Origin of the sequence: Nocardia sp. NBC_01329, assembly GCF_035956715.1 — a bacterium.
GTDB lineage: Bacteria > Actinomycetota > Actinomycetes > Mycobacteriales > Mycobacteriaceae > Nocardia.
This window is the reverse complement of the sequence record NZ_CP108381.1, coordinates 4032858-4059755: the sequence shown is the minus strand read 5'-3', so window position 1 is coordinate 4059755 and position 26898 is coordinate 4032858. Positions and strand designations below refer to the sequence as shown.

The window sequence follows — 26898 nt, the reverse complement described above, 5'->3', positions numbered from 1 at the left end:
GACAGCGGGTTCGGAGTAGCGGGAGCGGGAGGACGATGTGAGCGTGCGCGAGGTCGTTGTCGAGGCCGACGGCGGATCCCGGGGTAATCCGGGACCGGCGGGTTACGGGGCGGTGGTATTCGACGCGGACCGCGTGGGAGTGCTCGCGGAGCGGCGGGAGGCCCTCGGCGTCACCACCAACAATGTCGCGGAATACCGGGGGCTGATCGCCGGGCTGGAGGCGGCCGCCGAACTCGGTGCGCGAGTGGTCTCGGTGCGGATGGACTCCAAACTCGTCGTCGAGCAGATGTCGGGTCGCTGGAAGATCAAGCACCCTGCTCTGATCCCGCTCGCCGACCGGGCGCGGCGGCTGGCCGCGGATTTCGACCGGGTGAGCTATCGCTGGATACCGCGCGCGGAGAACTCCCATGCCGACCGGCTGGCGAACGAGGCCATGGACGACGGCAAGCTGGTCGAGGAGATCCACGCGGCCGAACCGGCCCCGGCCCCGGCCCGGCCCGCCCCCGCCGCCGAGGTCGCCGATACGGCGGCCGATTCACGCAGTGCGTCGGCGCGGCTGTCCGGGCCGGGCCCGGGCTGGACCGGGGCGGTCGGCCGCCCCACCAGGTTGCTGCTCTTACGTCACGGGCAGACCGAATTATCGGTGCAGCGTCGCTATTCCGGTCGCGGTAATCCGCCGCTGACCGCCGTCGGGCGGGAACAGGCCGCCGGGGCAGCGAAGATGCTGGCCGCCAAGGGCGATATCTCCGCGATCGTGACCTCACCGCTGGGCCGGGCCCGGGAAACCGCCGAGGCGGCCGGAGCGGCGCTCGGTATCGAGGTACGGGTGGTCGAGGGGCTCACCGAAACCGATTTCGGCGAGTGGGAGGGGCTGACGTTCGGCGAGGCCGCCGACCGTGACCCGGACCTGCACGCTCGCTGGCTGGGGGATCCGTCGCTGCCCGCCCCCGGCGGCGAGAGTTTCGACGAGGTCCGGGAACGGGTGGAGGCGGTGCGCCGCGATCTGGTCACCCGGTATTCGGGCGCGAATATCGTTGTGGTCAGCCATGTCACGCCGATCAAGACGCTGCTGCAACTGGCGTTGGGGGTCGGGCCGTCACTGCTCTACCGCTTGCACCTGGACCTGGCGTCGCTCTCGCTCGCGGAGTTCTACCCCGACGGTGGGTCGTCGGTCCGGCTGGTCAACGATACGAGCTACCTCTGAACGAAAGTGTCCGGATAACGTGGGCGGCTCCAGCCTCGGTGCCCGGGACGCCGGCCGGTTCCGACGGTCCCGGGTCAGCCGGGGGCGGCCGCGGCGAGGGCCTCGGCCCGGGTCCGCAGGAACCGTGCTGTGAACTCGTCGAGCGGGTAGAAGAACTCGACCGCTAGCTCCGACAGTGTCACATCCGCGGGTGCGCCGAAGGTGGCCATGGTGCCGAACAGCGAGAGTTCGCCATGGGGCGTACGTACCCGGATCGGTACCTGGAACGGGCCCGGTTCGGTGGGTCCGGCCTCCTCTGCCTCCGTATCGAGGGCCGGATAACCGCTGACCTCGTCGTAGAGCTCGCGCAATCGGGGATCACCGGTGGCGCCGGCCTGGCGCGCCAGCCGGTCGAGCAGTTGTTCGCGCACCTGACGGGGGTTGGCGAGCCGGCCGGCGAGACCTTCCGGGTGCAGCACCAGCCGATAGACATTGGGCCGGTCGGCCAGCAGTCCTACGGGGACGCCGTCGGTGAGTACAGTCAATGCCGAATTGGCGGAAATCACATTCCACCACCGGTCGACCGCGACCGCCGGATAGGGCTCGTGCGCGGCGAGCATATGGTCCAGTGCCGCCCGGGCCGATGCGAGATGCTCGTCGTCGAGGCTGCTCTCGTGGTAGGCGGGCGCGTACCCGGCGGCCACCAGCAGCGTATTGCGTTCCCGTAGCGGCACATCCAGCGTCCGCGACAGGCGCAGCACCATATCCCGGCTCGGCGCCGAACGCCCGGTCTCCACGCACGACAGATGCCGGGCCGAGGTGTCCGCGGCCAGCGCCAGATCCAGCTGGCTCAGCCGCCGCCGTTGCCGCCATTCTCGTAGCAGGCCACCGATCCGCGCCGGGTTCCCGTCTGCACGCTGCTCCATACCGTGAGCGTATCGGCGGCCGGTGCGCGGCCGCCATGACCTCCGAGGTCATTGAAACGCTGACCGAGCGACGGCACAGTCGGTGCCGGAACCACCAGTGCCGATCCGAGAGGCAGACCATCATGAGCACCGTCACCCTGTCCGCGCCCGCCGCCGACGACCTGCTGCGCCGTACTCTGCGCCTCGACGGCTGGGGCACGGGTGCCTTCGGCATCCTGATGCTCGCCGGTGCCGTGCCGCTGCGGGATCCGCTGGGGATGCCGGTCTCGTGGTCGGTCCCATTCGGTGTCGCCATGCTCGGGGGTGCGCTGGTTCTGCTGCTCATCGCCGGCTATCCGATTATCTCGCCCCGGCACGCGGCGGGAGTCGTCGCGGTCAACTCGGTCTGTGTTCTGGGCCTGCTGGCGCTACCGTTCGCCGGTCTGCTCGATCTCACCGGCTTCGGCGTCGTCTTCTTCCTCATCGGCGCCGCTGTCGTCGCGGTGTTCGCGGCTCTGGAATACGCGGGCCTGCGCCGGATGGTCGCGGATCAGGCCGGATAGCAGTGGATCTCGGTGGCCTTGAGCGCCGCCCACAGCTGCGAGCCGGGCCGGATCCGCAGATCCGCCACCGTGGCCGCAGTGATATCCGCCAGCGCCGGGACCGCCCCGTCGAGCCGGACCCGCACGGTGTGGGCGTGCTGTTCGAGACCGGCCACCGTCACCGGCCAGGTGTTGCGCGGACTGCCGGTGGGGCACTCCGGATGCAGGCCCACCGCCGACGGCGCGAAGGTGAGATGCACCGGGCCGGTGGCGGGTTCGGCGACGGTGAGCTCGCCACCACCGTCGAGCCGGATCACCGTGCCCGACGCGGTCCCGCGGAAGAGATTGAGCCCCACCAGGTCCGCGACGTAATCGGACCGGGGCCGGCGTGCGACCTCACCGGGCGGACCCTGCTGGACCAGCACTCCGTCCTCCACGATGACGAGCCGGTCGGCGAGGACCATGGCATCGAGTGGATCGTGGGTGACCAGCAGCGTATGCCCGGGATAATCGCCGAGATGACGGTCGAGTTCGGAACGCACCCGGACCCGGGTCGCCGCGTCCAGTGCCGCGAGGGGCTCGTCCAGCAGCAGAAGTTCCGGTTCGACGGCGAGGGCCCGGGCCAGTGCGACCCGCTGAGCCTGTCCGCCGGAGAGTGCGCGCGGCCGGGTATGCGTGTGGTCGGCCAGGCCTACTCGCTCCAGCCAGCGAGCAGCCCGCTCGCGAGCGGCGGCCCGGCGTAGCCCGCGAGCGCGCAGCCCGAAGGCCACGTTGTCGAGTGCGTCGAGATGGGCGAAGAGCAGATAGTCCTGGAACACGACCCCGGCCGAACGGCGTTCGGGGGGGACGAACTCTCGTGGCGGCGCATCCCACACCCGGTCACCGAGTCGGATCGACCCCGCCGTGAGCGGGGTGAGTCCGGCCAGGGCGCGCAGTGCGGTGGTCTTACCGGCGCCGTTGGGACCCAGCAGCGCGACGACTTCACCGGGCGCGAGGTCGAGGTCCAGGTCGAGGGAGAAATCACCACGGGTCAACCGCAGTTCGGCGGTCAGGGTCACAGCACCCCCCGCAGCCAGCGTTCGCGGAGCGCGGCCAGCACGACCACCGAGACCAGCAACAGCACCAGGCTCAGCACGATCGCCGCGGCCGGATCGGTTTCCAGCGCCAGGTAGACCGCCAGCGGCATGGTGGTGGTCTTGCCCGGAAAGTTACCGGCGAAGGTGATCGTGGCACCGAATTCGCCGAGCGCCCGCGCCCAGCAGAGCACCGTCCCGGCGACCACTCCCGGCAGGATCGAGGGCAGGGTCACCCGCCGGAACGTCAGCCAGCGCGACGCCCCGAGGGTCGCCGCTGCCTCCTCGTAGCGCGGGTCGGCACCGCGCAGCGCGCCCTCCACCGATATCACCAGGAACGGCATCGCCACGAAGGCCTCGGCCACGACCACCCCCGCGGTAGTGAACGGTAAGGCGATACCGAACCAGTCGTACAGATAGCGCCCCACCAGGCCACGCCTGCCCAGTACCAGCAGTAATGCCACACCGCCGACCACGGGGGGCAGTACCAGCGGCACGGTGACCAGTGCCCGCACCAGCCCGCGCCCCGGCAGTTCGCCGCGGGCGAGCAGCCAGGCCAGTGGAATACCCAGTACCAGGCACAGCGCCGTGGCGAGACTCGCGCATACCAGTGAGAGCCGCAGCGCCTGACCGACTTCCGCGCTGAACAATCGTTCCGGCAGATCCCGCCAGGGCGCCCGGACCAGGAGCCCGGCCAAGGGGATCAGCAGGAACAGCAGACCCAGTAACGCGGGGACGACCAGCACGAGCGGTCGCCGGCCGCGTACTGCCCGGCGCCGGCGCAGTGCCGTCGTCCGGCGCCGCACCGAGCCCGTGGTCACGGGGTGTCGAAACCGGCCATGGTGAACACCGATCGAGCCTGCGGCGACATCACGAAGTCGACGAACGCCGTGGCGGCGGCCGGGTTGGGCGCTGTCGCCACCGGCGCGATCGGATAGTCGTTGATGGCCTTGTCCGATTCGGGGAACTCGATTCCGGTGACCTTGTCGCCCGCGGCCCGGACATCTGTCCGGTACACCAGCGCGGCGTCGACCTCGCCGAGGGTGACCTTGGTCAGTACCGCTTTCACGTCGGGTTCCCGGGTATCGGGTTGCGGGGTCACCCCGACTGCGGCGAAGACTTCGTCGGCCGTCGCGCCGCACGGCACCTGTTCGGCGCACAACGCGATCCGCGGTTCGGGGCGGCCGAAATCGGCCAGGCCGCTGATACTGCCCGGGTTGCCGGTGGGCACCGCGACCTCGAGGCGGTTGCGGACGAAGGTGACCGGCCCGGCGGTGACCTCACCCGACTCCATCACCTGCTCCATATTGCGCGGTGCCGCCGAGGCGAACACATCGGCCGGTGCACCCTGCCCGATCTGTTCGGCCAGCGCCGAACTGCCGCCGAAGCTGAACACCACATCGACCCCGGGATGAGCCTGCTCGAACTGCTCGCCGAGCGTGGTGAAGGTTTCGGTCAGCGAGGCCGCGGCGAAAACGGTGACCGTCCCGTTGATCCCGTCGGCCGAAATGTTGCCGGAGTCGTCGCCGGAATCCTCACCGGCACAGCCCGCCAGCACGGTGACCAGCACGGCCGCCGGGACCGAGCAGCGCAGAATCCGTCCTACCACTGTTCTCATCGTCAGCTCTCCGGTATCTCGACCACCACATGCGTCGATTTGACCGACGCGACCGTCACACTGCCCACTTCGATCCCGAGTTCGTCCACCGATTCCCGGCTCAGCAGGGAGACCAGCCGGAACGGCCCGGCCTGCATCTCCACCTGCGCCATCACCGTATCGGTGACCACCCGCGTCACGATGCCGCGCATCCGGTTGCGGGCCGATGCCGCCACGGTCACCCCGGGTTCGGGCGCCTCGGCGTTCTGCCGGGCGAATTCGGCCAGATCCCGGCCGCGCACACCTTTGCGCCCGTTCTCCAGCTGGATCGACGGGAGCCGCCCCTGATCTATCCAGCGCCGCACGGTGTCATCACTGACACCGAGCAGCCCGGCGGCTTCCTTGATCCGCAGATACGTCACAGATCGGATTATATATCCGAGTATGCGGAGTAAAAGTGGGAAAAGTGGCGTACTTCCCAACCAGCCGATAGCGGATGCGGTATCGACTGGAACCTGCAACGACCCGAGAGACATTCAGCAGCCGGGACTGCGGCCCGTCAACCCGGGTCGGTGGTCCGGGCGAGCACGATACCGCCGACGATCATCGACAGTGCCAGCACTCGGCCCGCGGTGAGCGGGTCTTTGTGGACGATCACGCCGAGGCCGATAGCGCCGAGTGCGCCGATACCGGTGAAGACGGCGTAGGCGGTGCCGACGGGCAGGGTTTGCATCGCATACGAAAGCAGGTATACCGCGACTGCGGCGAGTACGAAGCAGAGCAGGGTGGGCAAGGGCCGGGTGAAGTTCTGCGTCGGTTTGATGCTCTGGGACCAGGCGATCTCGACCGCGCCGGCCAGGATCAGTACGAGCCAGCTCATTTCAGTACCTCTTACCGAGTTCGCGGGCGGTGTCGAGGGCGAGCGCATACGACGCGTCGTGCCGGCCGCGCAATGCCGCCAGCGCCGGGTCCTGGCGCGAGTTGGCCAGCTCGGTATTGATGAAAACCGTATCGGTCACGGTGAAATGACCCGCGAAGAAATCGCGGAGATAGCGCTCCTGATAGTCGTAGGCGGCCTTGGGTGTACCGGGCGAGTAGGCGCCCCCGCGGGCGGTGGCGACCACGAAGCGGCGTGGTGCCAGCGATATGCGCGGAAAGGTCACCTGGTCGAGCCACGCCTTGAGTGCCGCGGGAACAGAATAGTTGTACATCGGCGTGCCGATGAGCACGATATCGGCGGCGAGCAGTTCGGTCAGCAATGGTTCGACGATCCGCCAGCTGGCGGCCTGGGCGGGTGTGCGCACCAGCGCGGCGAAGTGGTCGGGGTCGGTGGTGCCCGCGGCGAGAGCTGCGTCGCAGATCTCGGTCCACCCGGCATCGATGAACGGCACCGGATCGGCCGCCAGATCCCGGTACACATAGCCCGCGCCGGGATGGTCGACGCGCCAGGACTCGGCGAACGCGGCGCTCACCGCCCTGCTGATCGAATGGGTACGTGCGCTCGCATCCAGGTGCAACAACGTCGGCATGAGTAAACCTCCAAATAAGTGGACGCGGTGTCCACTTATTTGAGCGTAAGGCTAAACGGACGCGGTGTCCACTTATTGCGGTTAGGGTGTCGGTATGGATATTCGCGCGGACCTGCTCGCGGCGCCGGCGACCGGTGGCACCGAACGGGCAGACGCGGCACGGAATCGAGCCAAGATTCTCGCCGCGGCGGCCGAACTGTTCACCACCCGTGATCCGCGTACGGTGACCATGGACGACATCGCGAAGGCCGCCGGGGTGGGCCGCGGCACGCTGTATCGCCGCTACCCCGATACCGGCGCCGTCGCGGTGGCATTGCTGGACGACCACGAACGGGCGCTCCAGCGACAGTTGCTCGGCGGGGCGCCGCCCTTGGGTCCGGGCGCGCCCCCGGCGGAGCGGCTGGCCGCCTTCTACACGGCCATGGTCGAACTACTCGACGCGCATGCCGATCTCGTCCTGGGCGCGGAGAGCGGGGGAGCGCGGTTCGCCACCGGCGCCTATGGGTTCTGGTCGGCACACGTCCGGTCGCTGCTGGTGGAAGCCGGGGTGACACAACCCGATTCGCTCGTCGATATCCTGCTCGCCCCGGTGGCGGTGGAGGTCTACCGGCATCAGCGCGAGCAGGGCATCGGGTCCCCACAGATCGCCCGTGCGCTCGCCGCCCTCGCCCACGCCGTCATCGCGTTCGCTACCGATTGACCTTCGCGGCGGGAGAGGCGCGAATCCCGCTCGGCACGCACCCGCACTCGCGCGTCGAGCAATCCGAGCTCGGCGGGGTGATTCCGCGAATCAGTGGGAGCTGATCGCCGGAAGCGGCAGGACCACACGGTTGCCGAACGTAGCCGCGGAGTCGGCGGGCCTGGTGGCCGTGAACAGCGAGGCGATGTCGTCGACGCTGAGATTGTCGCCAGAGACCGGTGGTGCGCCGCAGACCGGGGTGCGGGAGCCAGCAGTCCTGGTGTCCGAGCCCAGCGCGGACGGTGGCGCGGTGAAGTCCGGTACCGCTGCGGGCCGTTCGGTCCGGTGGCGCCTCGGACGGCAACCTGACCGCCGTGATCGGTGTGCCCACGCTGGACGGGCTCGGCGCGGTGGGTGGGCACTCACACGCCCGCACCGAACATGTCGACGTGAACGCCATGCCCGAACGGGTCGCCCTGCTCGCTGTCCTCTTGGAGCGGTTGCGGCACCATCGGCCGAACGCATGACCGGCGGAGGTGCGGGGGCCGGCATGAGCGGGCCGAGGAACTCGGGACCTGAGGTGTGCGGCCCGGTCAGCGATGGTCGCTGATCGGGCCGGGTGCGGGTGGGCCATATCTGTGCTGATCCGCCGACTCGTCACGGTAAGGAAGCGTCGGTGGAGCCTTCCGATGCGACTGTCGGCCGGAGCAGCCCGGCGGCCACGACAGCAAGCGCTGCTGTGATCGCCGCACACACCAGGGCCGCGACGGTGAGCCCGTCCGTGAACGCCGCACGGGCCGCGATCAGCACGGTCTCGCCGAGTTGTGGCGCAAGTTCCGCCGCGGCGGCATCGGCGGCAGCGAGCGAATCCGCGGCCGCCTCACGCGCCTCCACGGGCATCGTGGGTATCGGGGCGGCAGCGATATCGGCGCGGTAGATCGCCGTGCCGAGAACGCCGAGGACTGCGATGCCCGTCGCGACGCCGAACTCCATACTGGTTTCCGATATCGCTGCCGCGGCGCCCGCTTTCTCCGGCGGCGCCGTGCCGATGATCAGATCGGTGCCGAGCACCATGAGGGGGCTGATTCCGATATAGACAAGCGTGAAACCCGATACCAGCAGTGGCAGCCCGCCGACGGCATCGACGAACGCGAGCGTGAGGTAGCCGAGCGTCGCGACAGCCAGCGCGCCGGCGATGAGGAATCTCGGCTCGACCCGGCGCGCGATGATCGGCGTCAGCGTCGACGCGACGATCAGCGCGCCGGCCGGGGGCAGGAGCCACAGGCCGGCGCTCAGCGGTGACAGGCCGCGCACCAGCTGGAGATACTGCGTGATGAACAGATAGATCCCGCCGACCGTGCCGAGGGCCAGGAGCAGAATCAGCAGCGCCGCGCGGAAAGTCGGGTTGCCGAACATGCGCAGATCGAGCAGCGGGTCGGTGAGTGCGGCCTGCCTCCGGACGAACAGCAGACCGAAGCAGCCGCCGATCACCAACGCCGCGGCAGACCCCACGGAAGGACCGTGTTCGGCCAGCTTCTTGATGCCGTAGATCACCGGCAGAATCGTGAACAGCGACATCGACACGCTCGGCAGGTCGATCCGGCCCGCTGCCGGGTCTCGATATTCCGGCAGCAGCACCGGAGCGGTGACGAGCAACAGCGCCATCACCGGCACTGCGAGCAGGAAGACCGACCCCCACCAGAACGATTCCAGCATCAGGCCCCCGATGATCGGACCGGCCGCCATACCCGCCGACATGCAGGTGGCCCACACCCCGATCGCTGTCGCGCGTTGCCCGGCGTCACGGAACATGTTGCTGATCAACGCGAGTGTCGAAGGCATCAGGGTGGCGCCCGCGATCCCGAGCAGCGCGCGGGCGATGATCAGCAGCAGCGGTTCGGTGGCGAACGCGGCGAGCACGGACGCCCCGCCGAACGCGCTCGCGCCGAGCATCAGCAGTTTGCGCCGACCGACACGGTCGCCGACCGTGCCCATGGTGATGAGGAATCCGGCGATCATGAAGCCGTAGATATCGGCGATCCACAGCTGTTCGATTCCGGTCGGCCGCAGATCCGCGGTCAGGTGCGGTACGGCGAGGTAGAGAACGGTGACGTCCATCGCGAGCAGCAGGGTGGGCAGGGCGAGAACGGCGAGGCCGAGCCATTCGCGTGGGCCGGCGGACAACGGCCTGGGTCGGTCTTCGCGCAATAGATCTGAATCGGACATGCGGCTACGCTAAAGTCTCACATCAATGTGAGAGTCAAGGTCGTTCTGGAGGTTGTGATGCGAATCGGGACGTTGCAGCGGCGAACCGGGGTCAGTCAGCGACTGCTGCGCTACTACGAGGAACAGGGGTTGCTGCGGCCGCACCGACAACCGTCGGGGTATCGGGAGTACAGCGAATCCGACGTCGAGACCGTGCTGAACGTCCGCAGTCTGCTCGCCGCGGGTTTGTCCACGACCACCATCGCCGACCTGCTGCCCTGCCTCACCGTCGGCGACGGGCGGCTCATCGCCGAGTGCCCGGAACTATTGGTCGACCTGTACCGGGAACGCGACCGCATCGACTCCAACATTCGCGATCTCGAAACGGCACGCCGTGCCCTGGACGACGTCATCGCGACCGCGCCACCGGACGTGGTCCGCGCCGTCGCCGAGCTCAGCGCGAACGGCTGACGCCTGATACGCACTTTCCGGTCTGCCGAGTGGACCGGTCATACCGGTGTTCGCTGAACGTGATTCTCGATCCGCCGCCGACGAACGGCCCCCTCGGGTGGGGCCGTTCGGAGTTCATCGGCGCACTGTGGACAGGAATTCGAGGATCGCGTCGGCCCATTCCGCAGGCCGCTCGGCGGCCAGCGCGTGACCCGAATCCAGCACCACCAGTCCGGCTCCGGGGATACCGTTTGCGAGCTGTTCGGTCAGATTCTGTGAGATCACCTGATCGTGCGCCCCGGCGACAACCAGCACCGGGACGGTGATCTCGGCGAGGTCGGCGCGGATGTCGACCCTGCTGAGCAGGTCGAGTTGGGCATCGGCGCCCGGCGGCAGATTCGGCGGAATCTCATCGGCGAGTTCGGTGAGTTCCGATGCGGAGAGGTCTTCGAGCCAGGCCGCGCTCCAGCCGATGAGGACCAGGTAGGCGGCGAGGGCGCGCTGATCGCCGGCTCGGGCGAGCTGCCGCCATGTGTCGACGATCAAGCGCAGTCGAGGGTTGGGGCGGACCAGTCCGGCGGAGAGGATGAGCGCGCTGACCCGCTCCGGGTGCCGAGTCGCGGCGCGCACCGCGACCGGCGATCCAGTGGAGAAACCGAGGATTGCGACCTTGTCCCGGCCGGATCCGATCGCGCTGCGCACGAGCTGGTCGGCCAGGCCGTCCAGGGTGAGCGGCTCCGGGTCGGGCGGTGTCTCGCCCGAACCCGGATAGTCGGGGGCGATAACGGTGTTCGTGTCCGCCAAGCGGTCGATGAGCGGGCCGAAACTGTCCTGTATGTCGCTGCTCGCACCGTGTGCGAGCAATAAGCCCGGCCCACTGCCGTAGATGAAGCCGGTCAAGGGAGTGTCGGTGAGCCGGGTACTCGAGTGCGATGGCATGCGGACAGCCTAAAAGGCTCACATCAACGTGAAGGTCAAATCACCCCGCCCGCCACGGTTGTCAGTCCCGCGGACCACCCGCGACATAGATGACCTGACCCGACACGAACCCCGCCCCCTCGCTCACCAGGAACGAGGCGGTATGCGCGATATCCTCCGGGTAGCCGACCCGGTTCACCGGGATCTGCGCTGCGGCACCCTTCTGGAAGTCCTCGAAATCGACCCCGACCCGCGCGGCGGTGGCCGCGGTCATATCGGTGACGATGAAGCCGGGTGCGATCGCGTTGGCCGTGACCCCGTACTTACCCAGTTCGAAGGCCAGAGTTTTGGTGAAGCCCTGCATACCGGCCTTCGCGGCGGAGTAGTTCACCTGGCCGCGATTGCCCAGCGCCGAGGTGCTGGACATATTGACGATACGGCCCCATTTCTGTTCGACCATGTACTTCTGGGCGGCCCGGGTCAGCAGGAAGGCACCACGCAGATGGACGCCCAGGACGGTGTCCCAGTCGTCGACGCTCATCTTGAACAGCAGATTGTCGCGCAGTACCCCGGCGTTGTTCACCACGACCGTGGGCGCGCCGAGTTCCCCGGCCAGCCGCTCCACCGCGGCGTTCACCGAGTCCTCTTTACTGACATCCGCGCCGAGCGCGATCGCCTTCCCGCCGGCACTCTCGATCGCCGAGACGGTTTCGGCGCAGGCGGATTCGTCGAGGTCGAGCACCCCGACCTGCAGTCCGTCGGACGCCAGACGTTTGGCGATGGCCGCCCCGATTCCGCGGGCGGCGCCGGATACTACTGCGATCCTCTCGGTCATCAGTTCGAAGTCCTCTCGTGTGGTCGACTGTTCTCACGCCATCTAACAGCGTGTGGGGCCACGGATCGAGAGGGCGGCCGGACAAGATCGGCGATCGGCTGCTGTGCGTACCGGACAGTGCGGGCCAGGGCTGGACCGGCGCCCCCTGCTCGCTCGTCGCAGTTCGACTAGGCCGCTGCGGGGGCGAGGTTCCGCCTGCTGATCCAGCCGCCGGTGCCGATGGCGAGGGGGAGCAGAACCGTGAGGAAACCGGATACCGGCTCGAAGGCGAGGCCGAAGGCGGTCAGTGCCGCGGTCGCCGCGAGCACGGGAGCAGTGACGTAACCGCGGGACCGCTCCATTTCGGCAACGGCGATACCCAGGGCGATCGCGGCGACACCGAACGCGGTGAACCAGAACGAGAGTTCGGTGTCCTGGTCTTTCGTTACCCAGACGACGATGCCCAGCACAGTATGGGCCGCCCCGATGAAGATGAGCAGGCTGCCGGTCAGCGGGAACCGAGTTTTCGAATTCATATTCTAAAACTATGTCCTAGGCTGTCCCGGTGGCAAGACCCCGGCTCTTCACCGAAGATCACATCCTCGACGCGGCCCGCGACCTGCTGGTCGACCCGGCGATCACCCGACCGGCGATAGCTGCGATCAGTGGGGTCGCCGGAATTCCGACCGGATCGATCTACGTGCGGTTCGCTTCCCGCGACGAGTTGCTCGCGCGGCTGTGGCTGCGCTCGATCCGCCGTTTCCATGCCGGTTTCATCGAGGCGCTGTCCGGACCCGGCCCGCTGCTCGCCGCCGCGGCGTACCTGCCTCGATATTGCCGTGATCACCCCACCGAGGCTCGGGCGATGAAGATGTTCCACCGCGACGAGTTGCTCGATATCGGGCCCGCCGATCTGCGGGCCGCGATCGACACCGTCAACGACGATATGAACGCCGCGCTACGCGATGCCGTCGGCGTGCAACTGGGCGTCGCCGATGAACGCGCGATGGCAATCGCGGGCGCTGCGGTCAAGGCCATCCCGTACGGCCTGGTCCGGGACTTCATCGCCCGGGCGGCCCCGATTCCCGAATGGGTCGACGATGTCGTCGCCACCGCCTCGGGTGCTGTCGTGCGCGAATTCGCGTCCGGAGCCGCCGCTCGCCCGGCATCGCGCTGATTCGGCGTGGTCCCTATACCCCGACCCGGGCACCATCACTCACCGAACACACTCACCCTAGGTGTGGATCTTATGCACTCCCCAAATGGCCGACCCGCCATCTATTCTCGAATTGCCCTACTCGCCAGGCAGTTTGGAATGTGATGACCACACCTCAGTCTCCGTATGATCCGACGACAGGCAAACCCTATCCCTCGCAGCCCGCCGCCGGTGCCCAACCGGTCTACGGGCCCGGCCGGCAACCCTACGGCGCACCGAATCAGCCGCCGGTTTCACCTTCCGATGCCAAGACCTGGGCCATGCTGGCTCATTTCGGCGGTATCGTGCTCGGTTTCGTCGCACCGCTCATCGTCTGGGTGATGTACAAGGACCGTGACGAGTTCGTGCGCCGGCATGCGGTGGACGCGTTGAACTTCCAGATCTTGCTGGCCATCGCCTACGTGGTGTCGGCGGCACTGATGATCGTGCTGATCGGGCTGCTGCTGTTCCCGATCGTCTGGATCGCGGGCATCGTGTTCTCGGTGCTCGCCGGGATCGCGGCCAACAACGGCCGCGAGTACAAGTACCCGTTCAATCTCTCGCTCGTGAAGTAACAACAAGTGTTCCCGGGCCGGCGCTCGAACCGCCGGCCCGGGAACATTCGTGTGGTACCGGATGGGTGCAGTGGTATCCGGTACGCACGGTCAGGGACGCACGGTCAGGGACGCACGGTCAGGGACGCAGTACCGAGGTGAGGAATTCGGTCTGGTCGTAGACGGTCTGCTCGAACAGGTCGTCGAAGTACAGGTCGAAATGGCCTGCCGGATACCGTTTCACCACCGCGTGTTTGGTTTTCGCGGCGGCCCGCAGCGCCGGCTTCACCGGGGTGATCGAATCGTTGTCGCACAGCGCGTACAGCACCGGCATCTTCAATTCCTTCACATGCCGGGCCGGGCGGTCGAACAGGATCGAGAAGGCGGCCCGGGCCGCGATCTTCGGCCGATAGCTCGGACTGTCCTCGGCCAGCCGCCCGAATCCGCCCGGTACATCCGAACCGGTCAACATGGCCGTGGCGCGTTTACGACCGGCCAGCCGGATCTGGACCTGTTTGCGCAGAATCGTGCCGAACACCAGGTCGGATGCCGCCAGGAAGCCCACCTTGACGAAACTCAGCGGTCCCTTCGCCAGTGCCGAGGAGAATCCGCTGACGAACGGAACCTGTGCCACCACCGCCGCGATATAGGCATCGTCCGGGGCCACCGACAGGGCATGCCCGCCGCCCAGCGAGGTGCCCCACAGTGCGATACGGGTGGCATCGAAACCGCGTAGCGTGCGGGCGTAGGCCACGGCGGCGGTCCAATCCTCGCGCTGCCGTGCGATATTGACCACCTGCCGGGGGTCGCCGTCGCTGCCCCCGAAGTGCCGGTAGTCGAAGATCAGCACCCCCATCCCCGCCGCGGCGAAGCGCCGCGCGAATCGATCCAGACCCATCTCCCTGTTGGCCCCCAACCCGTGCCCCATCACTACGATGGGGCGAGGCTTGGGTGGGCCGGCCGGTAGATATAACCAGCCGGCACATTTCTGACCTCCCGATGGGAAGCCGACCTCGACACGCTCCATGAGCATCGACCGTACCGAGTTGTCATCGGCGGTGAGCTATCCGCCCGGCTGGACAGACAGTGGTGCCGGTGGATTCGTGCGGTTCCGCCGGACCAGCGCGACGCCGTACGCGAGCAATCACGCGACCCACAGCAAGCCGGCCGGCCGAGCCGATCGGTCCGAGAGCCGCGCCGCCGTCGATGATCACCGGCGCAGCGCGGCGGAAGGGAACCGCAGTGCCGCGGTGACCCGGCCGAGCAGAAGTCCGCCGGCACGCCCGTCGCGGCGGCCGGTGGGTTCGGTTCGTGGCGTGCGCGGTGGACCGCCGCCGATCGGGACCGAGTATTCTGTTGCGGCGGATGAGTCGGCCGGGCGGTCGCGACGCCGGGAACGGGCACCGGAGTGGTGCCACGCTCGGTGTCGAGGAAAGTCCGGACTCCACAGAGCAGGGCGGTTGCTAACGGCAACCCGGGGTGACCCGCGGGACAGTGCCACAGAAAACAGACCGCCCACGGTCCGCGAGGGCCGTGCGGTAAGGGTGAAACGGTGCGGTAAGAGCGCACCAGCGCCCCGGGTGACCGGGGCGGCTCGGTAAACCCCGCCCGGAGCAAGGTCGAAGATCGCACCTCGCGGTGCGGTTGCGCAGGCGTTCGAGGGCTGCTCGCCCGAGCCTGCGGGTGGACCGCTCGAGGTACCCGGCGACGGTGTGCCCAGATGGATGGCCGCCCCCCGGTGCGAACCGGGGACAGGATCCGGCTTACTGGCCGGCTCATCCGCCCGGCGGCCGGTCGCGCTGCGACCGGCGCCGGCGTCGTATCGGGGAGGATTCGGGAGGAAAGTGGATATGACTGTTCTGGTCACCGGCGCCACCGGCAATATCGGCCGCAAGGTCGTCGATCAGCTGCTGGCACGGGGTGCGACCGATATCCGCGCGCTCACCGTCGATCCGGAGAAGGCGGCACTGCCGGTCGGGGTCGAGGCGGTTCGCGGGTATCTCCGCAGACCCGAGACGTTGCCCGCGGCGTTCGAGGGGGTGGATCGGATGTATCTGGCGTCCATCGGGGAGGGGGCGCAGGAGGTGGTGGACCTGGCTCGGGCGGCCGGGGTGCGCCATATCGTCGATCTGTCCGGTGAGCCGGACAGTTGGTGGGGCGCGATCGCGACAGCGGTCGAAGGCAGCGGGATCGCCTGGACTCATTTGTGGCCCGGGGATTTCATGGAGAACACCGGGATGTGGGCACAGCAGATCCGGGAGACCGGTGTGGTACGCGAACCCGACCCCGACGCAGCCAGTACACCGATCGCCATGGACGATATCGCGGCGGTGGCGGCCGTCGCGCTGACCGAGGACGGGCATCTGGGCCGGGCGTACGCGCTGACCGGTCCGGAGAAGCTGAGCCGAGCCCAGCTTTCGCGCGAGATCGCTGTCGCGCTGGGCCGCGAGATCGGATTCGTGAGCGCCACCCGCGAGGAGACCGTGCGAGCGTTGAGTCCGGCGATGGGCGATACCGCGCAATGGTATGTCGACAATGTCCTCATCGGGCTCGACGAGCACACTCTGCCACCGAATCGGGTGGCCGAAGAAATTCTGGGTCGTCCGGCGACGACGTTCGCGCAATGGGCGGTGCGGTACGCCGCCGAATTCTTCGGTGCGGCAGTCGAGGGCGGCTGATCGGAAAATCCGCCGTTTCGCCCGAGCGATTCGTGCCGATGATCATTTACCGGGAATTCCACGGCGGTTGCCGCACCACGGAATTCACCGGGCCACGGATGTTTCGGTGAAGATCGCGGTGAGTGCGGTGAGTAAGGACAGAGGTCTGTTCACGGCCGGATGGTTACTCCGCGAGATGGACACCGTCCCCCGCCGGGGCGGGAGACGACGTTCATCCAGCGGCTGCTCAGGCCGAGGGACCGATCACGAGCATCTGTGCCAGCGTCATGGCCTGCTGGGGGCCGATCAGGGGGAGCAGATAGTCATAGATGAGAGTTGACATACGTGAGGAAACTCCAGCTCGGGATGTAGTCGGACGCTTACGGTTCGCCACAGTATCAGTTGCCCGGTGGGCGCGATCTTTTCCGGCGGGATTCGTGTACAACTGGCATAAATGGTGATCGCCGTCATAAAGTGGGCGGGGTCGGCAGGCTCGTTCGGTCCCCTGGAGTTCACGAACGGGCCGATCCATACCTATCGGAAGACAGGTCACAACACATATGCGGGTAGCACGTACCTTGGCAACCGGAGCTTTGATGGCCGGGGCCGCATCTGTTCTCGCTACCGTGGGCGCCGGCTCGGCCGGTGCCGTCGCGGTGACACCGCTGCCCGGTGGAGTGCGGGTGGACCTCAGCCCGGCGGACACTCGCTGGGTGGATCAGAACAATGTCGGGCAGATGGTGGCGGGTATTCCGCATCCGTCGGCTCCGTCGTTCGGTCAGGCGCTGGACTCGGCCGCGGCCGTCTCCTCGACCTATCCGAACGGCCGAGTGGTATTCACGATGTTCGGGCCGTTGCACGAACTGAGCGGCTCGATGCTGGCATTGCAGTAGTTCATACGGAATTTCCGTACCATCGGGCCGGTACCGGGGCGACCCGGTACCGGCCCGGATCTTTCCGGCCTCGCCGAGGCGGACCGAAAATTGTTGTGCCACATCGGTTTACGAAGTTGTGATTCAGGCTGTGTCGATGGCGGCCGCGGCCGCGGGATACTGCGCCAGGCAGCGGCCGGCAGCGGTGTCCTCGGCATCGGCGAGTGTTTCGAACAGGGCGGTGTCCTCGCCGACGGTATGTGCCTCGGCGGCCCGGATGCGCAGCGCGTCGTACGATTCGACCGCGTCGCGGTGATCGCCCAGCACCGTCTGCAGATGTTTCGCACGTTTACCCAGATCCGCGGCGGGATCGCCGAGAACCGCGGTGGCGGCCTCGCACGAATACCGTAAACGTTTGGCGCTCTTACGGATATCGTGCAGCAGCTCGACCCGTTCGACGGGCGCCACGGTAGGCTCGGATCGCACCAGCCGGCGCACCCGCTTACGGTCCTTGCGCAGCACCGTCTCGAACATCTCACCCGCCGGTGTGCCGGCCACCGAATCGCGCAGTGGCGGGGCCTTACGCCATTTCTTCAACTCTCGCCGCATCGCGCGATAACGGTCGCTGTCCAATGCCGTGAGCACCTCACCGTGCGCGGCGGCGTACCGGTCGCGCTCGGCGCGGACCAGGCGATCCCGGGTGGACTCCAGGGCGGCGGAATCGGGGGCGGCGTACCGGTCGAGCAGCGCGGCGAACCGTTCCGCGCGAACCTCCGCATCGCGGGCCACGCCCAGTATCCCGGCCAGCCAGGCGAGTTCGGTGCGGATCCGGTTGTCCGCGTCCGATTCGAGCAGGGCTTTGTAGGAGCGCAGCACACTGCGCAACCGCCGGGTCGCCACCCGCATCTGGTGTACCGAATCGTCGGCGTCGGCCCGCACGTCCGGTTCGGCGGTGAGCAGGCGTTCGATATCGGCACGCAGGGCTTCGGTGAGCGCGGGGCCCGACTCGATCGGCTTGTCACCCATGACTTTCCACCGCCGCGAACATATCGGTCGCCTCGACCAGATGATGAACGATCCCGGGTTCGGCCGCGGAATGCCCGGCATCGTCGACGATGTGCAGGCGGGAGCCGGACCAGGCCCGATGTAGGTCCCACGCGCTGACCGCGGGGCAGACGATATCGTGGCGACCCTGCACGATCACGGCGGGAATATGGGTGATCGCACCGATATCGCGCAGCAATTGGGCCTCGTCGAGAAAACCGCCGTGCCGGAAATAGTGGTTCTCGATCCGCGCGAAGGCGAGCGCGAAACGGGAGTCGGAGGTCTCGGCCACCCGGGCCGGGTCGGGACGAAGCGAACTGGTCGAGCTCTCCCAGGTGGTCCAGGCGAGCGCCGCCGCGGTGGCGATCTCCGAGTCGGCGGAGTTCAGCAGCCGGTGGTAGGCCTCCACCAGATCACCGCCGCGTTCGGCTTCCGGAACCGGGGCCAGGAATTTCTCCCACTCGTCCGGATAGACGTAGCCGGCGCTGCCGTTGTAGTACCAGTCGATTTCCTTGCGGCGCAGCAGGAAGATACCCCGCAGCACCAGTTCGGTGACCCGCTCCGGGTGCAGCTGGGCGTAGGCCAACGCCAGGGTCGAACCCCAGGATCCACCGAACACCAGCCACCGCTCGATATCGAGTTTCCGGCGCAGCTCTTCGATATCGGCGATCAGGTGCGCGGTCGTGTTGACCGACAGGTCGGCGCCGTCGGCGATATGCGGGGTCGAGCGGCCGCAGCCGCGCTGATCCAGCAGCACGATCCGGTAGTGGTCCGGATCGAAGTACCGGCGGTTCAGCGGGGAGGTGCCACCGCCCGGCCCGCCGTGCAGGAACACCGCGGGCTTGCCGTCCGGATTGCCGCTGGTCTCCCAATACACCGCCTGGCCGTCGCCGACCTCGAGCATGCCGTGATCGTAGGGTTCGATCGGTGGGTACAGCGGGCGCATCAGAACGCCAGGCCGGAGGCCAGATCGGGGAGTTCCAGCGCCCGGATGGCCTCACTGTGCACATCGGAACAGCTCTCGATGGTCACCCGGTCCACCACGGTCTTGTCGGCCAGGACCTGGGCGTTGATACCGCCGTTGGTGAGCGCCCATTCGTGGACCATGGCGTTGAGGCCGATCCGCCCCAGCGTCGGGCCCTGGACTCGCCAGTTCGGCAGCTCCGGACGCATCATGTCGCACAGGTTCCGGGCGGCTTTGTCCGGGACCTCGAGCGGGGTGGCGGGCGCGGCGCTGCTCTCGGTCCCCGAGGTGGTCGCGGATGTGGTGGAGGCGCCGGAAGCGGCGGGAGAAGACTCCGGCGAACCGATCAGCTCACCGCCGCAACCGGTGAGCAGCACCGCCCCGCACACTCCCGCCACCGTGAGGGCACCCCGTGTTGTCCAAGCGCGTCGCCGCATCAGTACCTCTGACCTCGAGTCGAAACCGTCGACACCGAGTTTGCCATCCCGCGCCGGGGTGGGGGGCAGCTCCGAGTCCGGCTCCGGGTCAGAAACTGTGTTCCGGACCCGGGAATGTTCCTCGGCGTACCTCGTCGGCGTAGGTGGCGGCCGCCCCGCGCAGTTCGTCGCCGACCGCGGCGAAACGCTTCACGAACTTCGCGGTCTTCCCACTGGTGAACCCGGCCATGTCCTGCCAGACGAGCACCTGGGCGTCACAGTCGGCGCCGGCCCCGATGCCGACGGTGGGAATGGTGAGTTTGCTGGTGACCTGGCCCGCGACCTCGGCCGGCACCATCTCCATCACCACCGAGAAAGCACCCGCGGCCTGCACCGCGATCGCGTCGGCGAGCAGCCCTTCCGCGCCCGCGCCGCGACCTTGGACGCGATAACCGCCCAGTGTGTTGACGCTCTGCGGAGTGAATCCGATATGGGCCATCACCGGGATACCGGCGGCGGTGAGCAACCGGATCTGGTCGGCTACGCGTTCACCGCCCTCGAGTTTCACCGCGTGCGCGCCGCCCTCCTTCATGAACCGGGTCGCCGTGGCGAGTGCCTGTTCCGGCGAGCCCTCGTAGCTGCCGAACGGCAGATCCGCCACCACCAGCGCGTGCGGGGCGCCGCGTACCACGCCGCGGACCAGCGGGATCAGCTCGTCGGTTGTGATGGGCACGGTGGTCTCGTACCCGTACACCACATTGGCGGCGGAGTCGCCGATCAGGAGTACCGGGATGCCGGCCTCATCGAAGAGGCGGGCGCTGGAGTAGTCGTAGGCGGTGAGCATGGCCCAGCGTTCGCCCGTCGCCTTCATCTGCTGTAGATGCTGGACGCGGGTGGGTCGCCGGGCTGGTTTCGATACAGCGGCGGTGCCGCTCTCGGATACAGCGGTGTCGCTGTCTTGCCTGGTGGCGGCGCCGTAGACGGGCGTTTCCGCGGTGGAATCGGGCATGCTGGATGATACGGACATCATCGTCCCTTTCGTCTCCTCGAGGCCCTGACCGGGTCCCCGGGTGTGGTTGACGCCTTCCAGTGTGCACCCGAGCCCGAGCCCGAATTAAGCCCACGACCAGGTGCGATTCGTCACATCCCCGAGGTGGGGATCGCCTCCCGCTAGCATTGCGGCGGTGCGGAGCGGGTGTGGAGTGCTGGCGGGTGTGCTGGCGGCGGCGATGCTTGTCGCGGGGTGTGCGGACGAGGTCCGGGAGCAACCGGCCCCGCCCGCGCCGGTCCCCGCCGAGCTGAGTCGTTTCTATTCCCAGACACCGTCCTGGGAGCCCTGTGCCGGCTACACCGATCCCGGGGAGGCGCTGCCACCCGCCGCGCAGTGCGCCCGGGTCGAGGTTCCAATCGATTATGCCGACCCCGACGGTCCGACCGCGCAACTGGCCGTGTCCAGGACGCGTGCCTCCGGCGCGAAGATCGGGTCGCTGCTGATCAACCCCGGCGGTCCGGGAATGTCCGGGCTGTCCACCGTGATGCTCGGCGGCGGGACCGAACTGGCCGAACGGTTCGACCGGGTGGGATTCGATCCGCGCGGAGTGGGTGCCTCCACGCCTGCGGTCGACTGCCTGACGCCGCCGGAAGCCGATGCGGAACGAGCCGAACTCCCCGCGCCGAATACTCCGGAGGGCATCGCCGAAGCCGAGACCGAGAACCGGGATTACGCGGACCGCTGCGTGGTCCGCACCGGCACGGATTTTCTCGCCCATGTCGGGACCCGGGAGGTGATCCAGGACATGGATATCCTCCGGGCGGTCCTGGGTGATCCGAAGCTGACCTATCTGGGCTACTCCTACGGCACCCGGCTCGGCTCTGCGTACGCGGAGAAGTATCCGGGCAACGTGCGTGCCATGGTGCTCGACGGCGCCATCGACCCCTCACAGGACCCGGTCGCCGAATCGCTGCGGCAGGCCGCGGGTTTCCAGAAGGCTTTCGACGCCTACGCCGCGGACTGTGCGCAATCCCGGGAATGCCCGCTGGGAACCGACCCGGCCCAGGCGGTGCCGCGGTTCCGTGCGCTGGTCGACCCTCTCTGGGACGCTCCGGCGGCCACCACCGATCCTCGCGGCCTCAGCTACGACGACGCGATCACCGGTGTGCAGCAGACTCTGTACGGCGCCGATTTCTGGCCGGTGCTCACGGTCGGGCTCACCGAACTGTCCGAGGGGCGCGGCGATACGTTGCTGCAACTCGCCGATATGTACAACGGCCGCCGCGACGACGGCACCTACAGCAATCTCACCGATGCCTTCGACGCGATCCGCTGTGTGGACGATCCGCGGGTCACGGATCGGGCGGTCGCCGGGCGCCAGGACACCGAATATCGGCGGGCCGCTCCCTTCCTGGACGACGGACAGGGCACCGGTGCGGCGCCGCTGGAGCTGTGCACCGACTGGCCGGTGCCCAACACCAGCCGACCGCACGACATCTCCGTACAGGGACTACCCGAGATCGTGGTGGTGTCGACCACCGGTGACCCGGCCACCCCTTACCAGGCCGGGGTCGATCTCGCCGACCAGCTCGGTGCGGCGCTGATCACCCATGAGGGCGACAGCCATACGGTGGTCCTCACCGGCGGCGCGGCCTGCGTGGACGACGCGGTCGTGAGTTATCTGGTGGACCTGCGGACTCCGGCGGAGGGACTGCGCTGTTGACCCGACACACAGCGCAGCCCGTCATGTAACACGGATTTAACGCCAGGTGCCTACTCTCGCGGTCATGGATCGCCAGAAGGAATTCGTGCTGCGGACGCTCGAAGAGCGGGATATCCGCTTCGTACGTCTCTGGTTCACCGACGTACTGGGCTATCTGAAGTCCGTCGCCATCGCGCCCGCCGAACTCGAGGGGGCGTTCGAAGAGGGCATCGGCTTCGACGGATCCGCCATCGAAGGGTTCGCCCGGATCTCCGAGGCCGATATGGTAGCCCGGCCCGATCCATCGACCTTCCAGGTGCTGCCGTGGTCCTCCAGTAAGGGCCATCAGCATTCCGCCCGGATGTTCTGCGATATCACCATGCCCGACGGTTCACCGTCGTGGGCCGACCCCCGCCATGTGCTGCGGCGTCAGCTCAACAAGGCCGGAGATGTCGGGTTCAGCTGCTACGTGCACCCGGAGATCGAGTTCTTTCTGCTGAAGAACCAGCCCGACGGCGTCGACCCGATCCCCGCCGATACCGGTGGATTCTTCGACCAGGCGGTCCACGACTCCGCGCCGAATTTCCGGCGCCACGCCATCGATGCCCTCGAATCCATGGGTATCTCGGTGGAGTTCAGTCATCACGAGGGCGCGCCCGGCCAGCAGGAGATCGACCTGCGCTACGCCGACGCACTGTCGATGGCCGATAACGTGATGACCTTCCGTTACCTGATCAAGGAAGTCGCGATCGACGAGGGTGTGCGCGCTACGTTCATGCCCAAACCGTTCGCCCAGTACCCGGGTTCGGCCATGCACACGCATATGAGCCTGTTCGAGGGCGAGGCGAACGCGTTCTCCGATCCCGACGACCCGGACAACCTCTCCTCCACTGCCCGGGCCTTCATCGCGGGCATTCTCGAACACGCCCACGAGATCAGTGCCATCACCAACCAGTGGGTGAACTCGTACAAGCGCCTCATCCACGGCGGCGAGGCGCCGACCGCGGCGTCGTGGGGCCGGTCCAACCGGTCGGCGCTGGTCCGGGTGCCCATGTACACCCCGAACAAATCGTCGTCACGGCGCGTCGAGATCCGCAGCCCCGATTCCGCCTGCAACCCCTACCTGTCCTTCGCGGTACTGCTGGCCGCCGGTCTGCGCGGTGTCGAGAAGGGTTACACCCTGCCGGCGGAGGCCGAGGACGATGTCTGGTCGCTCACCGCGGCCGAACGGCGCGCCATGGGCTTCAAGGAACTGCCCGGCACGCTGGACGAGGCGCTGCACGCCATGGAGCGGTCCGAACTGGTCGCCGAAACACTCGGTGAGCACGTATTCGACTTCTTCCTGCGCAACAAGCGTCGGGAGTGGGCGGATTACCGGGCCCAGGTGACCCCGTTCGAACTGCGCGAATATCTGGGACTCTGACCTGCGGCTCGTACCGAGCCGGTAACCGTGCGTCGCGGGTCGTCTGCCGGTCCGCGACGCGTGACAGCTCCACGACCTCGAGCGGCCGAGGGGTCCGGCGCACTCGGGGCCCTTTTGTGGGTACCTTGAGCTCATGGTCCGCCCACCGTCCGCCCGGTCCGCCGTCCCCGGTGCCGGCCGCCTCGGATTGCTCGAGCCGACAGCGGCCGCATCGCTGAAATCCCTCGGCTGGGACAACGTCGAGAGCATTCCGGTCCTGTGGTCGCTGTCGAGGTCCCCGGATGCCGACCTAGCACTGAACACCCTGGTCAGATTGTCCGAGGCGCTCGGAAACGACTGGTCCGAACTGGATTCGGCGATCCGCACCGAACGGATGCTGCGCGGCCGGCTGTTCGCGCTGCTGGGTGCCTCGACCGCACTCGGCGATCATCTGGTCGCCGATCCCGGATCGTGGACGTTGCTGCGCCGGGAGGAGCTGCCCGGGCGCGACGAGTTGATCACGGATCTGCTCGCGGTGGTGGCGGCCGAACCGGAGTCCGGGCCCCATGCCGCGCCGATGCTGTTCCGGGCCACCGAATCCGGCCCGGAAACGGTCGCGCACCTTCGCAAACGTTACCGCGATCAGCTCATGCTGCTGGCCGCCGTGGATCTGGCCGCGACCGTCGAGGACGAGCCGGTGATCCCGTACGAGCAGATCGGTCGCCAGCTCACCGCGCTCGCCGATGCCGCGCTCACCGCCGCGCTGGCGGTGGCGGTGGCCCGGGTGTGCCGGGATGAGCCGTGCCCGGTCCGGCTGGCGGTCATCGCCATGGGCAAGAGCGGGGCGTGCGAACTCAATTACGTCAGCGATGTCGATATCGTGTTCGTCGCCGAACCCGCCGACGCGATCGCCACCCGGCTGGCCGCCGAATTGATGACCGTGGGCTCCTCGGCGTTCTTCGATGTGGATGCGGCGCTGCGTCCGGAAGGTAAGGCCGGCGCGCTGGTGCGCACGCTCGACTCCCATCTGGCCTACTACCAGCGCTGGGCGCGGACCTGGGAGTTCCAGGCGCTGCTCAAGGCGCGGCCGATGACCGGGGACCTGGAACTGGGCGAGCAGTACCGGTCGGCCACCGACGCACTGGTGTGGACCGCCTCCGAACGTCCGGATTTCGTGCCCGATGTGCAGGCGATGCGCCGCCGGGTGGAGAATCTGGTGCCCGCCGAACTGCGCGACCGCGAACTCAAGCTCGGCAGCGGCAGCCTGCGCGATGTGGAGTTCGCCGTCCAGCTGCTGCAACTCGTGCACGGCCGGGTCGATCCGAAGCTGCATGTCCAGGGCACTGTGGAAGCCCTCGCGGCGTTGGCCGCACGCGGTTACGTCGGCCGCGAGGACGCCGCCAACCTCACGGCCTCCTACGAATTCCTGCGCCTGCTCGAACACCGATTGCAGTTGCAACGGCTCAAACGCACCCATACGCTGCCCGCGGCCGACGACGAGGAGGGGATGCGGTGGCTGGCCCGGGCCGCCCATATCCGCCCGGACGGTAAACGCGACGCCGCGGGTGTGTTGCAGGCCGAGCTGCGCCGGCAGACCGGTCGCATCCGCCGACTGCACACCAAACTCTTCTACCGGCCGCTGCTGGAATCGGTGGCCCGGTTGGACTCGGACGCGCTGCGGCTGAGCCCTGATGCCGCCGTCCGCCAGCTCGCCGCCCTCGGCTACGCCTCGCCCGAACACGCGCTGGGACATCTGCGTGCGCTCACCAGCGGCGTCTCGCGTAAAGGCCGGATCCAGGCGCTGCTGTTGCCGACCCTGCTGGAATGGCTCGGCGAAACCCCCGACCCGGACGCCGGTCTGCTCGCCTACCGGCGGGTGTCGGAAGGGCTGGTGGACCAGGACTGGTATCTGCGGGTACTGCGCGACGAAGGTGCGGTAGGGCAGCGGCTGATGATGGTGCTGGGCTCCTCGGCGTATCTGCCGGACCTGCTGATCAACGCTCCCGAGACCATCCGCATGTATGCCGACGGCCCGCACGGGCCGCTGCTGCTGCGCACCCAGCCGGTCGAGGTGGCAGGCGGAATCCTCACCGCCGCCGACCGATACACCGATCCCAAGCGCGCGGTGGCGACCGCCCGGTCGCTGCGTCGGCACGAACTCGCCCGGGTGGCGTCGGCGGATCTGCTGGGTCTGCTCGATGTTCCGAAGGTCTGCGCCGCGCTGTCCGCGGTATGGGTGGCGGTGCTCGAGGCCTCACTGCGCGCGGTGATCCGGGCCAGTGTCGCCGAGCGGGGCGCGCCCGCGCCCGCCGATTTCGCCGTGATCGGGATGGGTCGGCTGGGCGGTATGGAGCTCGGGTACGGATCCGACGCCGATGTGTTGTTCGTCTGCGATCCGCGTCCCGGCGAAGAAGAGCACGTCGCCGTGAAATGGGCCAACAGTATCGCCGAACAGGTGCAGAAACTGCTCGGCGCCCCCAGCACCGATCCGCCGCTGCAGGTCGATGCCGGCTTGCGGCCGGAGGGGCGCAGTGGTCCGCTCGTGCGCACTCTGGCCGCCTATGACGCCTATTACCGCCAGTGGGCGCAGCCGTGGGAGGTGCAGGCCCTGCTGCGCGCCCATCAGGTCGCCGGCGACCAGCAGCTCGGCCTGCGTTTCCTGCATACGATCGACGGAGTGCGTTACCCGGCCGGTGGCGTCTCCGCTGAATCGGTCCGCGAGATCCGCCGGATCAAGGCCCGTGTCGATTCCGAACGGCTGCCGCGCGGCGCGGACCCCGCCACCCACACCAAACTCGGTCGCGGCGGCCTGGCCGATATCGAATGGACCGTGCAGTTGCTGCAATTACGGCACGCCCACGAGATCCCGGCCCTGCACAACACCTCGACGCTGGAATCGCTCGACGTCATCGAACAGTCGGAACTGTTGGACCCGGTCGATACCGATCTGCTGCGTCAGTCCTGGATCACCGCGACGGCGGCCCGCAACGCGCTGGTCCTGGTGCGTGGTAAGCCCTCGGATCAGTTGCCCGGTCCGGGGACGACGCTGTCGGCGGTGGCCCGGGTGGCGGGCTGGCCGACCGACGACGGCGGTGAGTTCCTCGACAATTACCTGCGGATCACCCGGCGGGCGCGGGCAGTGGTGGAGCGGGTTTTCGGTGTTTGACGAGCGCGGTCGGGTAAGCGATCCGAGGGAGTGACAGCCC

General features: G+C 68.0%; 28 protein-coding genes and 1 other RNA gene. 13 read left to right on the top strand and 16 right to left on the bottom strand.

Annotation, left to right across the window (positions count from 1 at the left end; all coding sequences use genetic code 11):
• Positions 1–43 precede the first annotated feature (43 nt).
• Entirely contained in the window at positions 44–1204 is a 1161-nt protein-coding gene (locus tag OG405_RS18540) for a bifunctional RNase H/acid phosphatase (RefSeq protein WP_442790769.1), read from the top strand.
• Positions 1205–1278: 74 nt separating this feature from the next.
• Here the strand turns inward: OG405_RS18540 and OG405_RS18535 are convergent, their stop codons facing one another.
• Positions 1279–2109: a helix-turn-helix domain-containing protein gene (locus OG405_RS18535; protein WP_327147734.1), complete on the bottom strand. Its 831-nt coding sequence runs from the start codon at positions 2107–2109 to the stop codon at positions 1279–1281.
• Between the two features lie 122 nt (positions 2110–2231).
• On the opposite strand from OG405_RS18535, the gene OG405_RS18530 reads away from it, so the two are divergent.
• A complete protein-coding gene (locus OG405_RS18530; protein WP_327147733.1) occupies positions 2232–2651 on the top strand; it encodes a hypothetical protein in 420 nt (139 codons plus the stop codon).
• Here the strand turns inward: OG405_RS18530 and OG405_RS18525 are convergent.
• The 6 genes from OG405_RS18525 to OG405_RS18500 form a co-directional block, all read right to left on the bottom strand.
• Positions 2639–3688 (bottom strand): ABC transporter ATP-binding protein, encoded by a 1050-nt coding sequence (locus OG405_RS18525; protein WP_327147732.1) that lies wholly within the window; start codon positions 3686–3688, stop codon positions 2639–2641. The two genes, OG405_RS18530 and OG405_RS18525, sit on opposite strands and share 13 nt — an antisense overlap.
• Positions 3685–4488 carry a molybdate ABC transporter permease subunit gene (gene modB / locus OG405_RS18520; RefSeq protein ID WP_327152395.1) on the bottom strand — a complete coding sequence of 268 codons (804 nt, stop codon included), beginning with the start codon at positions 4486–4488 and terminating at the stop codon, positions 3685–3687. Before modB ends, OG405_RS18525 begins: the two co-directional genes overlap by 4 nt.
• A gap of 32 nt (positions 4489–4520) precedes the next feature.
• The gene (gene modA, locus OG405_RS18515) at positions 4521–5321 is read right to left on the bottom strand and encodes a molybdate ABC transporter substrate-binding protein (RefSeq protein WP_327147731.1); all 801 of its coding nucleotides are present in this window, start codon (positions 5319–5321) and stop codon (positions 4521–4523) included.
• Between the two features lie 2 nt (positions 5322–5323).
• Complete coding sequence (locus OG405_RS18510; protein WP_327147730.1) at positions 5324–5722, bottom strand: TOBE domain-containing protein; 399 nt, start codon at positions 5720–5722, stop codon at positions 5324–5326.
• Positions 5723–5859: 137 nt separating this feature from the next.
• Positions 5860–6180, bottom strand: coding sequence for a DMT family transporter (locus OG405_RS18505; RefSeq protein WP_327147729.1), 321 nt, complete (start codon positions 6178–6180; stop codon positions 5860–5862).
• Between the two features lies 1 nt (position 6181).
• Positions 6182–6829: an FMN-dependent NADH-azoreductase gene (locus OG405_RS18500; protein WP_327147728.1), complete on the bottom strand. Its 648-nt coding sequence runs from the start codon at positions 6827–6829 to the stop codon at positions 6182–6184.
• Between the two features lie 94 nt (positions 6830–6923).
• Between OG405_RS18500 and OG405_RS18495 the strand changes: the two genes are divergently transcribed.
• Both OG405_RS18495 and OG405_RS18490 read left to right on the top strand, forming a co-directional pair.
• Complete coding sequence (locus OG405_RS18495; protein WP_327147727.1) at positions 6924–7529, top strand: TetR/AcrR family transcriptional regulator; 606 nt, start codon at positions 6924–6926, stop codon at positions 7527–7529.
• A gap of 353 nt (positions 7530–7882) precedes the next feature.
• Entirely contained in the window at positions 7883–8035 is a 153-nt protein-coding gene (locus OG405_RS18490) for a hypothetical protein (RefSeq protein ID WP_327147726.1), read from the top strand.
• A gap of 130 nt (positions 8036–8165) precedes the next feature.
• Here OG405_RS18490 and OG405_RS18485 read toward each other — a convergent pair whose 3' ends face one another.
• Entirely contained in the window at positions 8166–9734 is a 1569-nt protein-coding gene (locus tag OG405_RS18485) for an MFS transporter (RefSeq protein ID WP_327147725.1), read from the bottom strand.
• 57 nt (positions 9735–9791) lie between these two features.
• On the opposite strand from OG405_RS18485, the gene OG405_RS18480 reads away from it, so the two are divergent.
• Positions 9792–10184 (top strand): MerR family transcriptional regulator, encoded by a 393-nt coding sequence (locus OG405_RS18480; RefSeq protein ID WP_327147724.1) that lies wholly within the window; start codon positions 9792–9794, stop codon positions 10182–10184.
• A gap of 114 nt (positions 10185–10298) precedes the next feature.
• On the opposite strand, the gene OG405_RS18475 is transcribed toward OG405_RS18480, so the two are convergent.
• The 3 genes from OG405_RS18475 to OG405_RS18465 form a co-directional block, all read right to left on the bottom strand.
• Complete coding sequence (locus tag OG405_RS18475; RefSeq protein WP_327147723.1) at positions 10299–11102, bottom strand: alpha/beta fold hydrolase; 804 nt, start codon at positions 11100–11102, stop codon at positions 10299–10301.
• Between the two features lie 61 nt (positions 11103–11163).
• Positions 11164–11916 carry a 3-oxoacyl-ACP reductase FabG gene (gene fabG / locus OG405_RS18470; protein ID WP_327147722.1) on the bottom strand — a complete coding sequence of 251 codons (753 nt, stop codon included), beginning with the start codon at positions 11914–11916 and terminating at the stop codon, positions 11164–11166.
• A 167-nt stretch (positions 11917–12083) separates the two neighbouring features.
• Positions 12084–12431, bottom strand: coding sequence for a DUF6463 family protein (locus OG405_RS18465; protein WP_327147721.1), 348 nt, complete (start codon positions 12429–12431; stop codon positions 12084–12086).
• 29 nt (positions 12432–12460) lie between these two features.
• Here OG405_RS18465 and OG405_RS18460 point away from each other — a divergent pair, with 29 nt between their 5' ends.
• Positions 12461–13072 (top strand): TetR/AcrR family transcriptional regulator, encoded by a 612-nt coding sequence (locus OG405_RS18460; protein ID WP_327147720.1) that lies wholly within the window; start codon positions 12461–12463, stop codon positions 13070–13072.
• 143 nt (positions 13073–13215) lie between these two features.
• On the top strand, positions 13216–13665 hold the full coding sequence (locus OG405_RS18455) for a DUF4870 domain-containing protein (protein WP_327147719.1): 450 nt from the start codon (positions 13216–13218) through the stop codon (positions 13663–13665).
• A 118-nt stretch (positions 13666–13783) separates the two neighbouring features.
• On the opposite strand, the gene OG405_RS18450 is transcribed toward OG405_RS18455, so the two are convergent.
• Positions 13784–14671: an alpha/beta hydrolase gene (locus tag OG405_RS18450; protein WP_327147718.1), complete on the bottom strand. Its 888-nt coding sequence runs from the start codon at positions 14669–14671 to the stop codon at positions 13784–13786.
• Between the two features lie 339 nt (positions 14672–15010).
• Here OG405_RS18450 and rnpB point away from each other — a divergent pair.
• The 3 genes from rnpB (at position 15011) to OG405_RS18435 (ending at position 17194) form a co-directional block, all read left to right on the top strand.
• Positions 15011–15426, top strand: an RNA gene (rnpB, locus tag OG405_RS18445) — RNase P RNA component class A.
• Positions 15427–15494: 68 nt separating this feature from the next.
• A complete protein-coding gene (locus OG405_RS18440; protein ID WP_327147717.1) occupies positions 15495–16322 on the top strand; it encodes an NAD(P)H-binding protein in 828 nt (275 codons plus the stop codon).
• A gap of 575 nt (positions 16323–16897) precedes the next feature.
• Complete coding sequence (locus tag OG405_RS18435; RefSeq protein WP_327147716.1) at positions 16898–17194, top strand: hypothetical protein; 297 nt, start codon at positions 16898–16900, stop codon at positions 17192–17194.
• A gap of 123 nt (positions 17195–17317) precedes the next feature.
• Here OG405_RS18435 and OG405_RS18430 read toward each other — a convergent pair whose 3' ends face one another.
• The 4 genes from OG405_RS18430 to panB all read right to left on the bottom strand — a co-directional run bounded on the left by OG405_RS18430 (position 17318) and on the right by panB (position 20606).
• Positions 17318–18199 carry a CHAD domain-containing protein gene (locus OG405_RS18430; protein ID WP_327147715.1) on the bottom strand — a complete coding sequence of 294 codons (882 nt, stop codon included), beginning with the start codon at positions 18197–18199 and terminating at the stop codon, positions 17318–17320.
• Entirely contained in the window at positions 18192–19163 is a 972-nt protein-coding gene (gene pip / locus OG405_RS18425; RefSeq protein ID WP_327147714.1) for a prolyl aminopeptidase, read from the bottom strand. Before pip ends, OG405_RS18430 begins: the two co-directional genes overlap by 8 nt.
• Complete coding sequence (locus OG405_RS18420; RefSeq protein WP_327147713.1) at positions 19163–19618, bottom strand: hypothetical protein; 456 nt, start codon at positions 19616–19618, stop codon at positions 19163–19165. The genes pip and OG405_RS18420 overlap by 1 nt, the downstream gene beginning before the upstream one ends.
• An 88-nt stretch (positions 19619–19706) precedes the next feature.
• On the bottom strand, positions 19707–20606 hold the full coding sequence (panB, locus tag OG405_RS18415; protein ID WP_442790581.1) for a 3-methyl-2-oxobutanoate hydroxymethyltransferase: 900 nt from the start codon (positions 20604–20606) through the stop codon (positions 19707–19709).
• A gap of 220 nt (positions 20607–20826) precedes the next feature.
• On the opposite strand from panB, the gene OG405_RS18410 reads away from it, so the two are divergent.
• From OG405_RS18410 to OG405_RS18400, 3 genes are all read left to right on the top strand, one after another.
• Entirely contained in the window at positions 20827–22311 is a 1485-nt protein-coding gene (locus OG405_RS18410) for an alpha/beta hydrolase (protein WP_327152393.1), read from the top strand.
• A 64-nt stretch (positions 22312–22375) separates the two neighbouring features.
• Positions 22376–23713 (top strand): type I glutamate--ammonia ligase, encoded by a 1338-nt coding sequence (gene glnA, locus OG405_RS18405; RefSeq protein ID WP_327147712.1) that lies wholly within the window; start codon positions 22376–22378, stop codon positions 23711–23713.
• Between the two features lie 133 nt (positions 23714–23846).
• Entirely contained in the window at positions 23847–26858 is a 3012-nt protein-coding gene (locus tag OG405_RS18400; RefSeq protein ID WP_327147711.1) for a bifunctional [glutamine synthetase] adenylyltransferase/[glutamine synthetase]-adenylyl-L-tyrosine phosphorylase, read from the top strand.
• Positions 26859–26898: the final 40 nt, after the last annotated feature.

Coding starts and splice junctions, on each gene's coding strand:
- OG405_RS18410 (WP_327152393.1), top strand. CDS start 20,827: ATGCTTGTCGCGGGGTGTGCGGACGAGGTCCGGGAGCAACCGGCCCCG.
- OG405_RS18505 (WP_327147729.1), bottom strand. CDS start 6,180: ATGAGCTGGCTCGTACTGATCCTGGCCGGCGCGGTCGAGATCGCCTGG.
- glnA (WP_327147712.1), top strand. CDS start 22,376: ATGGATCGCCAGAAGGAATTCGTGCTGCGGACGCTCGAAGAGCGGGAT.
- OG405_RS18465 (WP_327147721.1), bottom strand. CDS start 12,431: ATGAATTCGAAAACTCGGTTCCCGCTGACCGGCAGCCTGCTCATCTTC.
- OG405_RS18400 (WP_327147711.1), top strand. CDS start 23,847: ATGGTCCGCCCACCGTCCGCCCGGTCCGCCGTCCCCGGTGCCGGCCGC.
- OG405_RS18480 (WP_327147724.1), top strand. CDS start 9,792: ATGCGAATCGGGACGTTGCAGCGGCGAACCGGGGTCAGTCAGCGACTG.
- OG405_RS18420 (WP_327147713.1), bottom strand. CDS start 19,618: ATGCGGCGACGCGCTTGGACAACACGGGGTGCCCTCACGGTGGCGGGA.
- OG405_RS18535 (WP_327147734.1), bottom strand. CDS start 2,109: ATGGAGCAGCGTGCAGACGGGAACCCGGCGCGGATCGGTGGCCTGCTA.
- OG405_RS18475 (WP_327147723.1), bottom strand. CDS start 11,102: ATGCCATCGCACTCGAGTACCCGGCTCACCGACACTCCCTTGACCGGC.
- fabG (WP_327147722.1), bottom strand. CDS start 11,916: ATGACCGAGAGGATCGCAGTAGTATCCGGCGCCGCCCGCGGAATCGGG.
- OG405_RS18530 (WP_327147733.1), top strand. CDS start 2,232: ATGAGCACCGTCACCCTGTCCGCGCCCGCCGCCGACGACCTGCTGCGC.
- pip (WP_327147714.1), bottom strand. CDS start 19,163: ATGCGCCCGCTGTACCCACCGATCGAACCCTACGATCACGGCATGCTC.
- panB (WP_442790581.1), bottom strand. CDS start 20,606: ATGCCCGATTCCACCGCGGAAACGCCCGTCTACGGCGCCGCCACCAGG.
- OG405_RS18495 (WP_327147727.1), top strand. CDS start 6,924: ATGGATATTCGCGCGGACCTGCTCGCGGCGCCGGCGACCGGTGGCACC.
- OG405_RS18430 (WP_327147715.1), bottom strand. CDS start 18,199: ATGGGTGACAAGCCGATCGAGTCGGGCCCCGCGCTCACCGAAGCCCTG.
- OG405_RS18440 (WP_327147717.1), top strand. CDS start 15,495: ATGACTGTTCTGGTCACCGGCGCCACCGGCAATATCGGCCGCAAGGTC.
- OG405_RS18500 (WP_327147728.1), bottom strand. CDS start 6,829: ATGCCGACGTTGTTGCACCTGGATGCGAGCGCACGTACCCATTCGATC.
- OG405_RS18435 (WP_327147716.1), top strand. CDS start 16,898: ATGGCCGGGGCCGCATCTGTTCTCGCTACCGTGGGCGCCGGCTCGGCC.
- modA (WP_327147731.1), bottom strand. CDS start 5,321: ATGAGAACAGTGGTAGGACGGATTCTGCGCTGCTCGGTCCCGGCGGCC.
- OG405_RS18455 (WP_327147719.1), top strand. CDS start 13,216: ATGACCACACCTCAGTCTCCGTATGATCCGACGACAGGCAAACCCTAT.
- OG405_RS18450 (WP_327147718.1), bottom strand. CDS start 14,671: ATGGAGCGTGTCGAGGTCGGCTTCCCATCGGGAGGTCAGAAATGTGCC.
- OG405_RS18485 (WP_327147725.1), bottom strand. CDS start 9,734: ATGTCCGATTCAGATCTATTGCGCGAAGACCGACCCAGGCCGTTGTCC.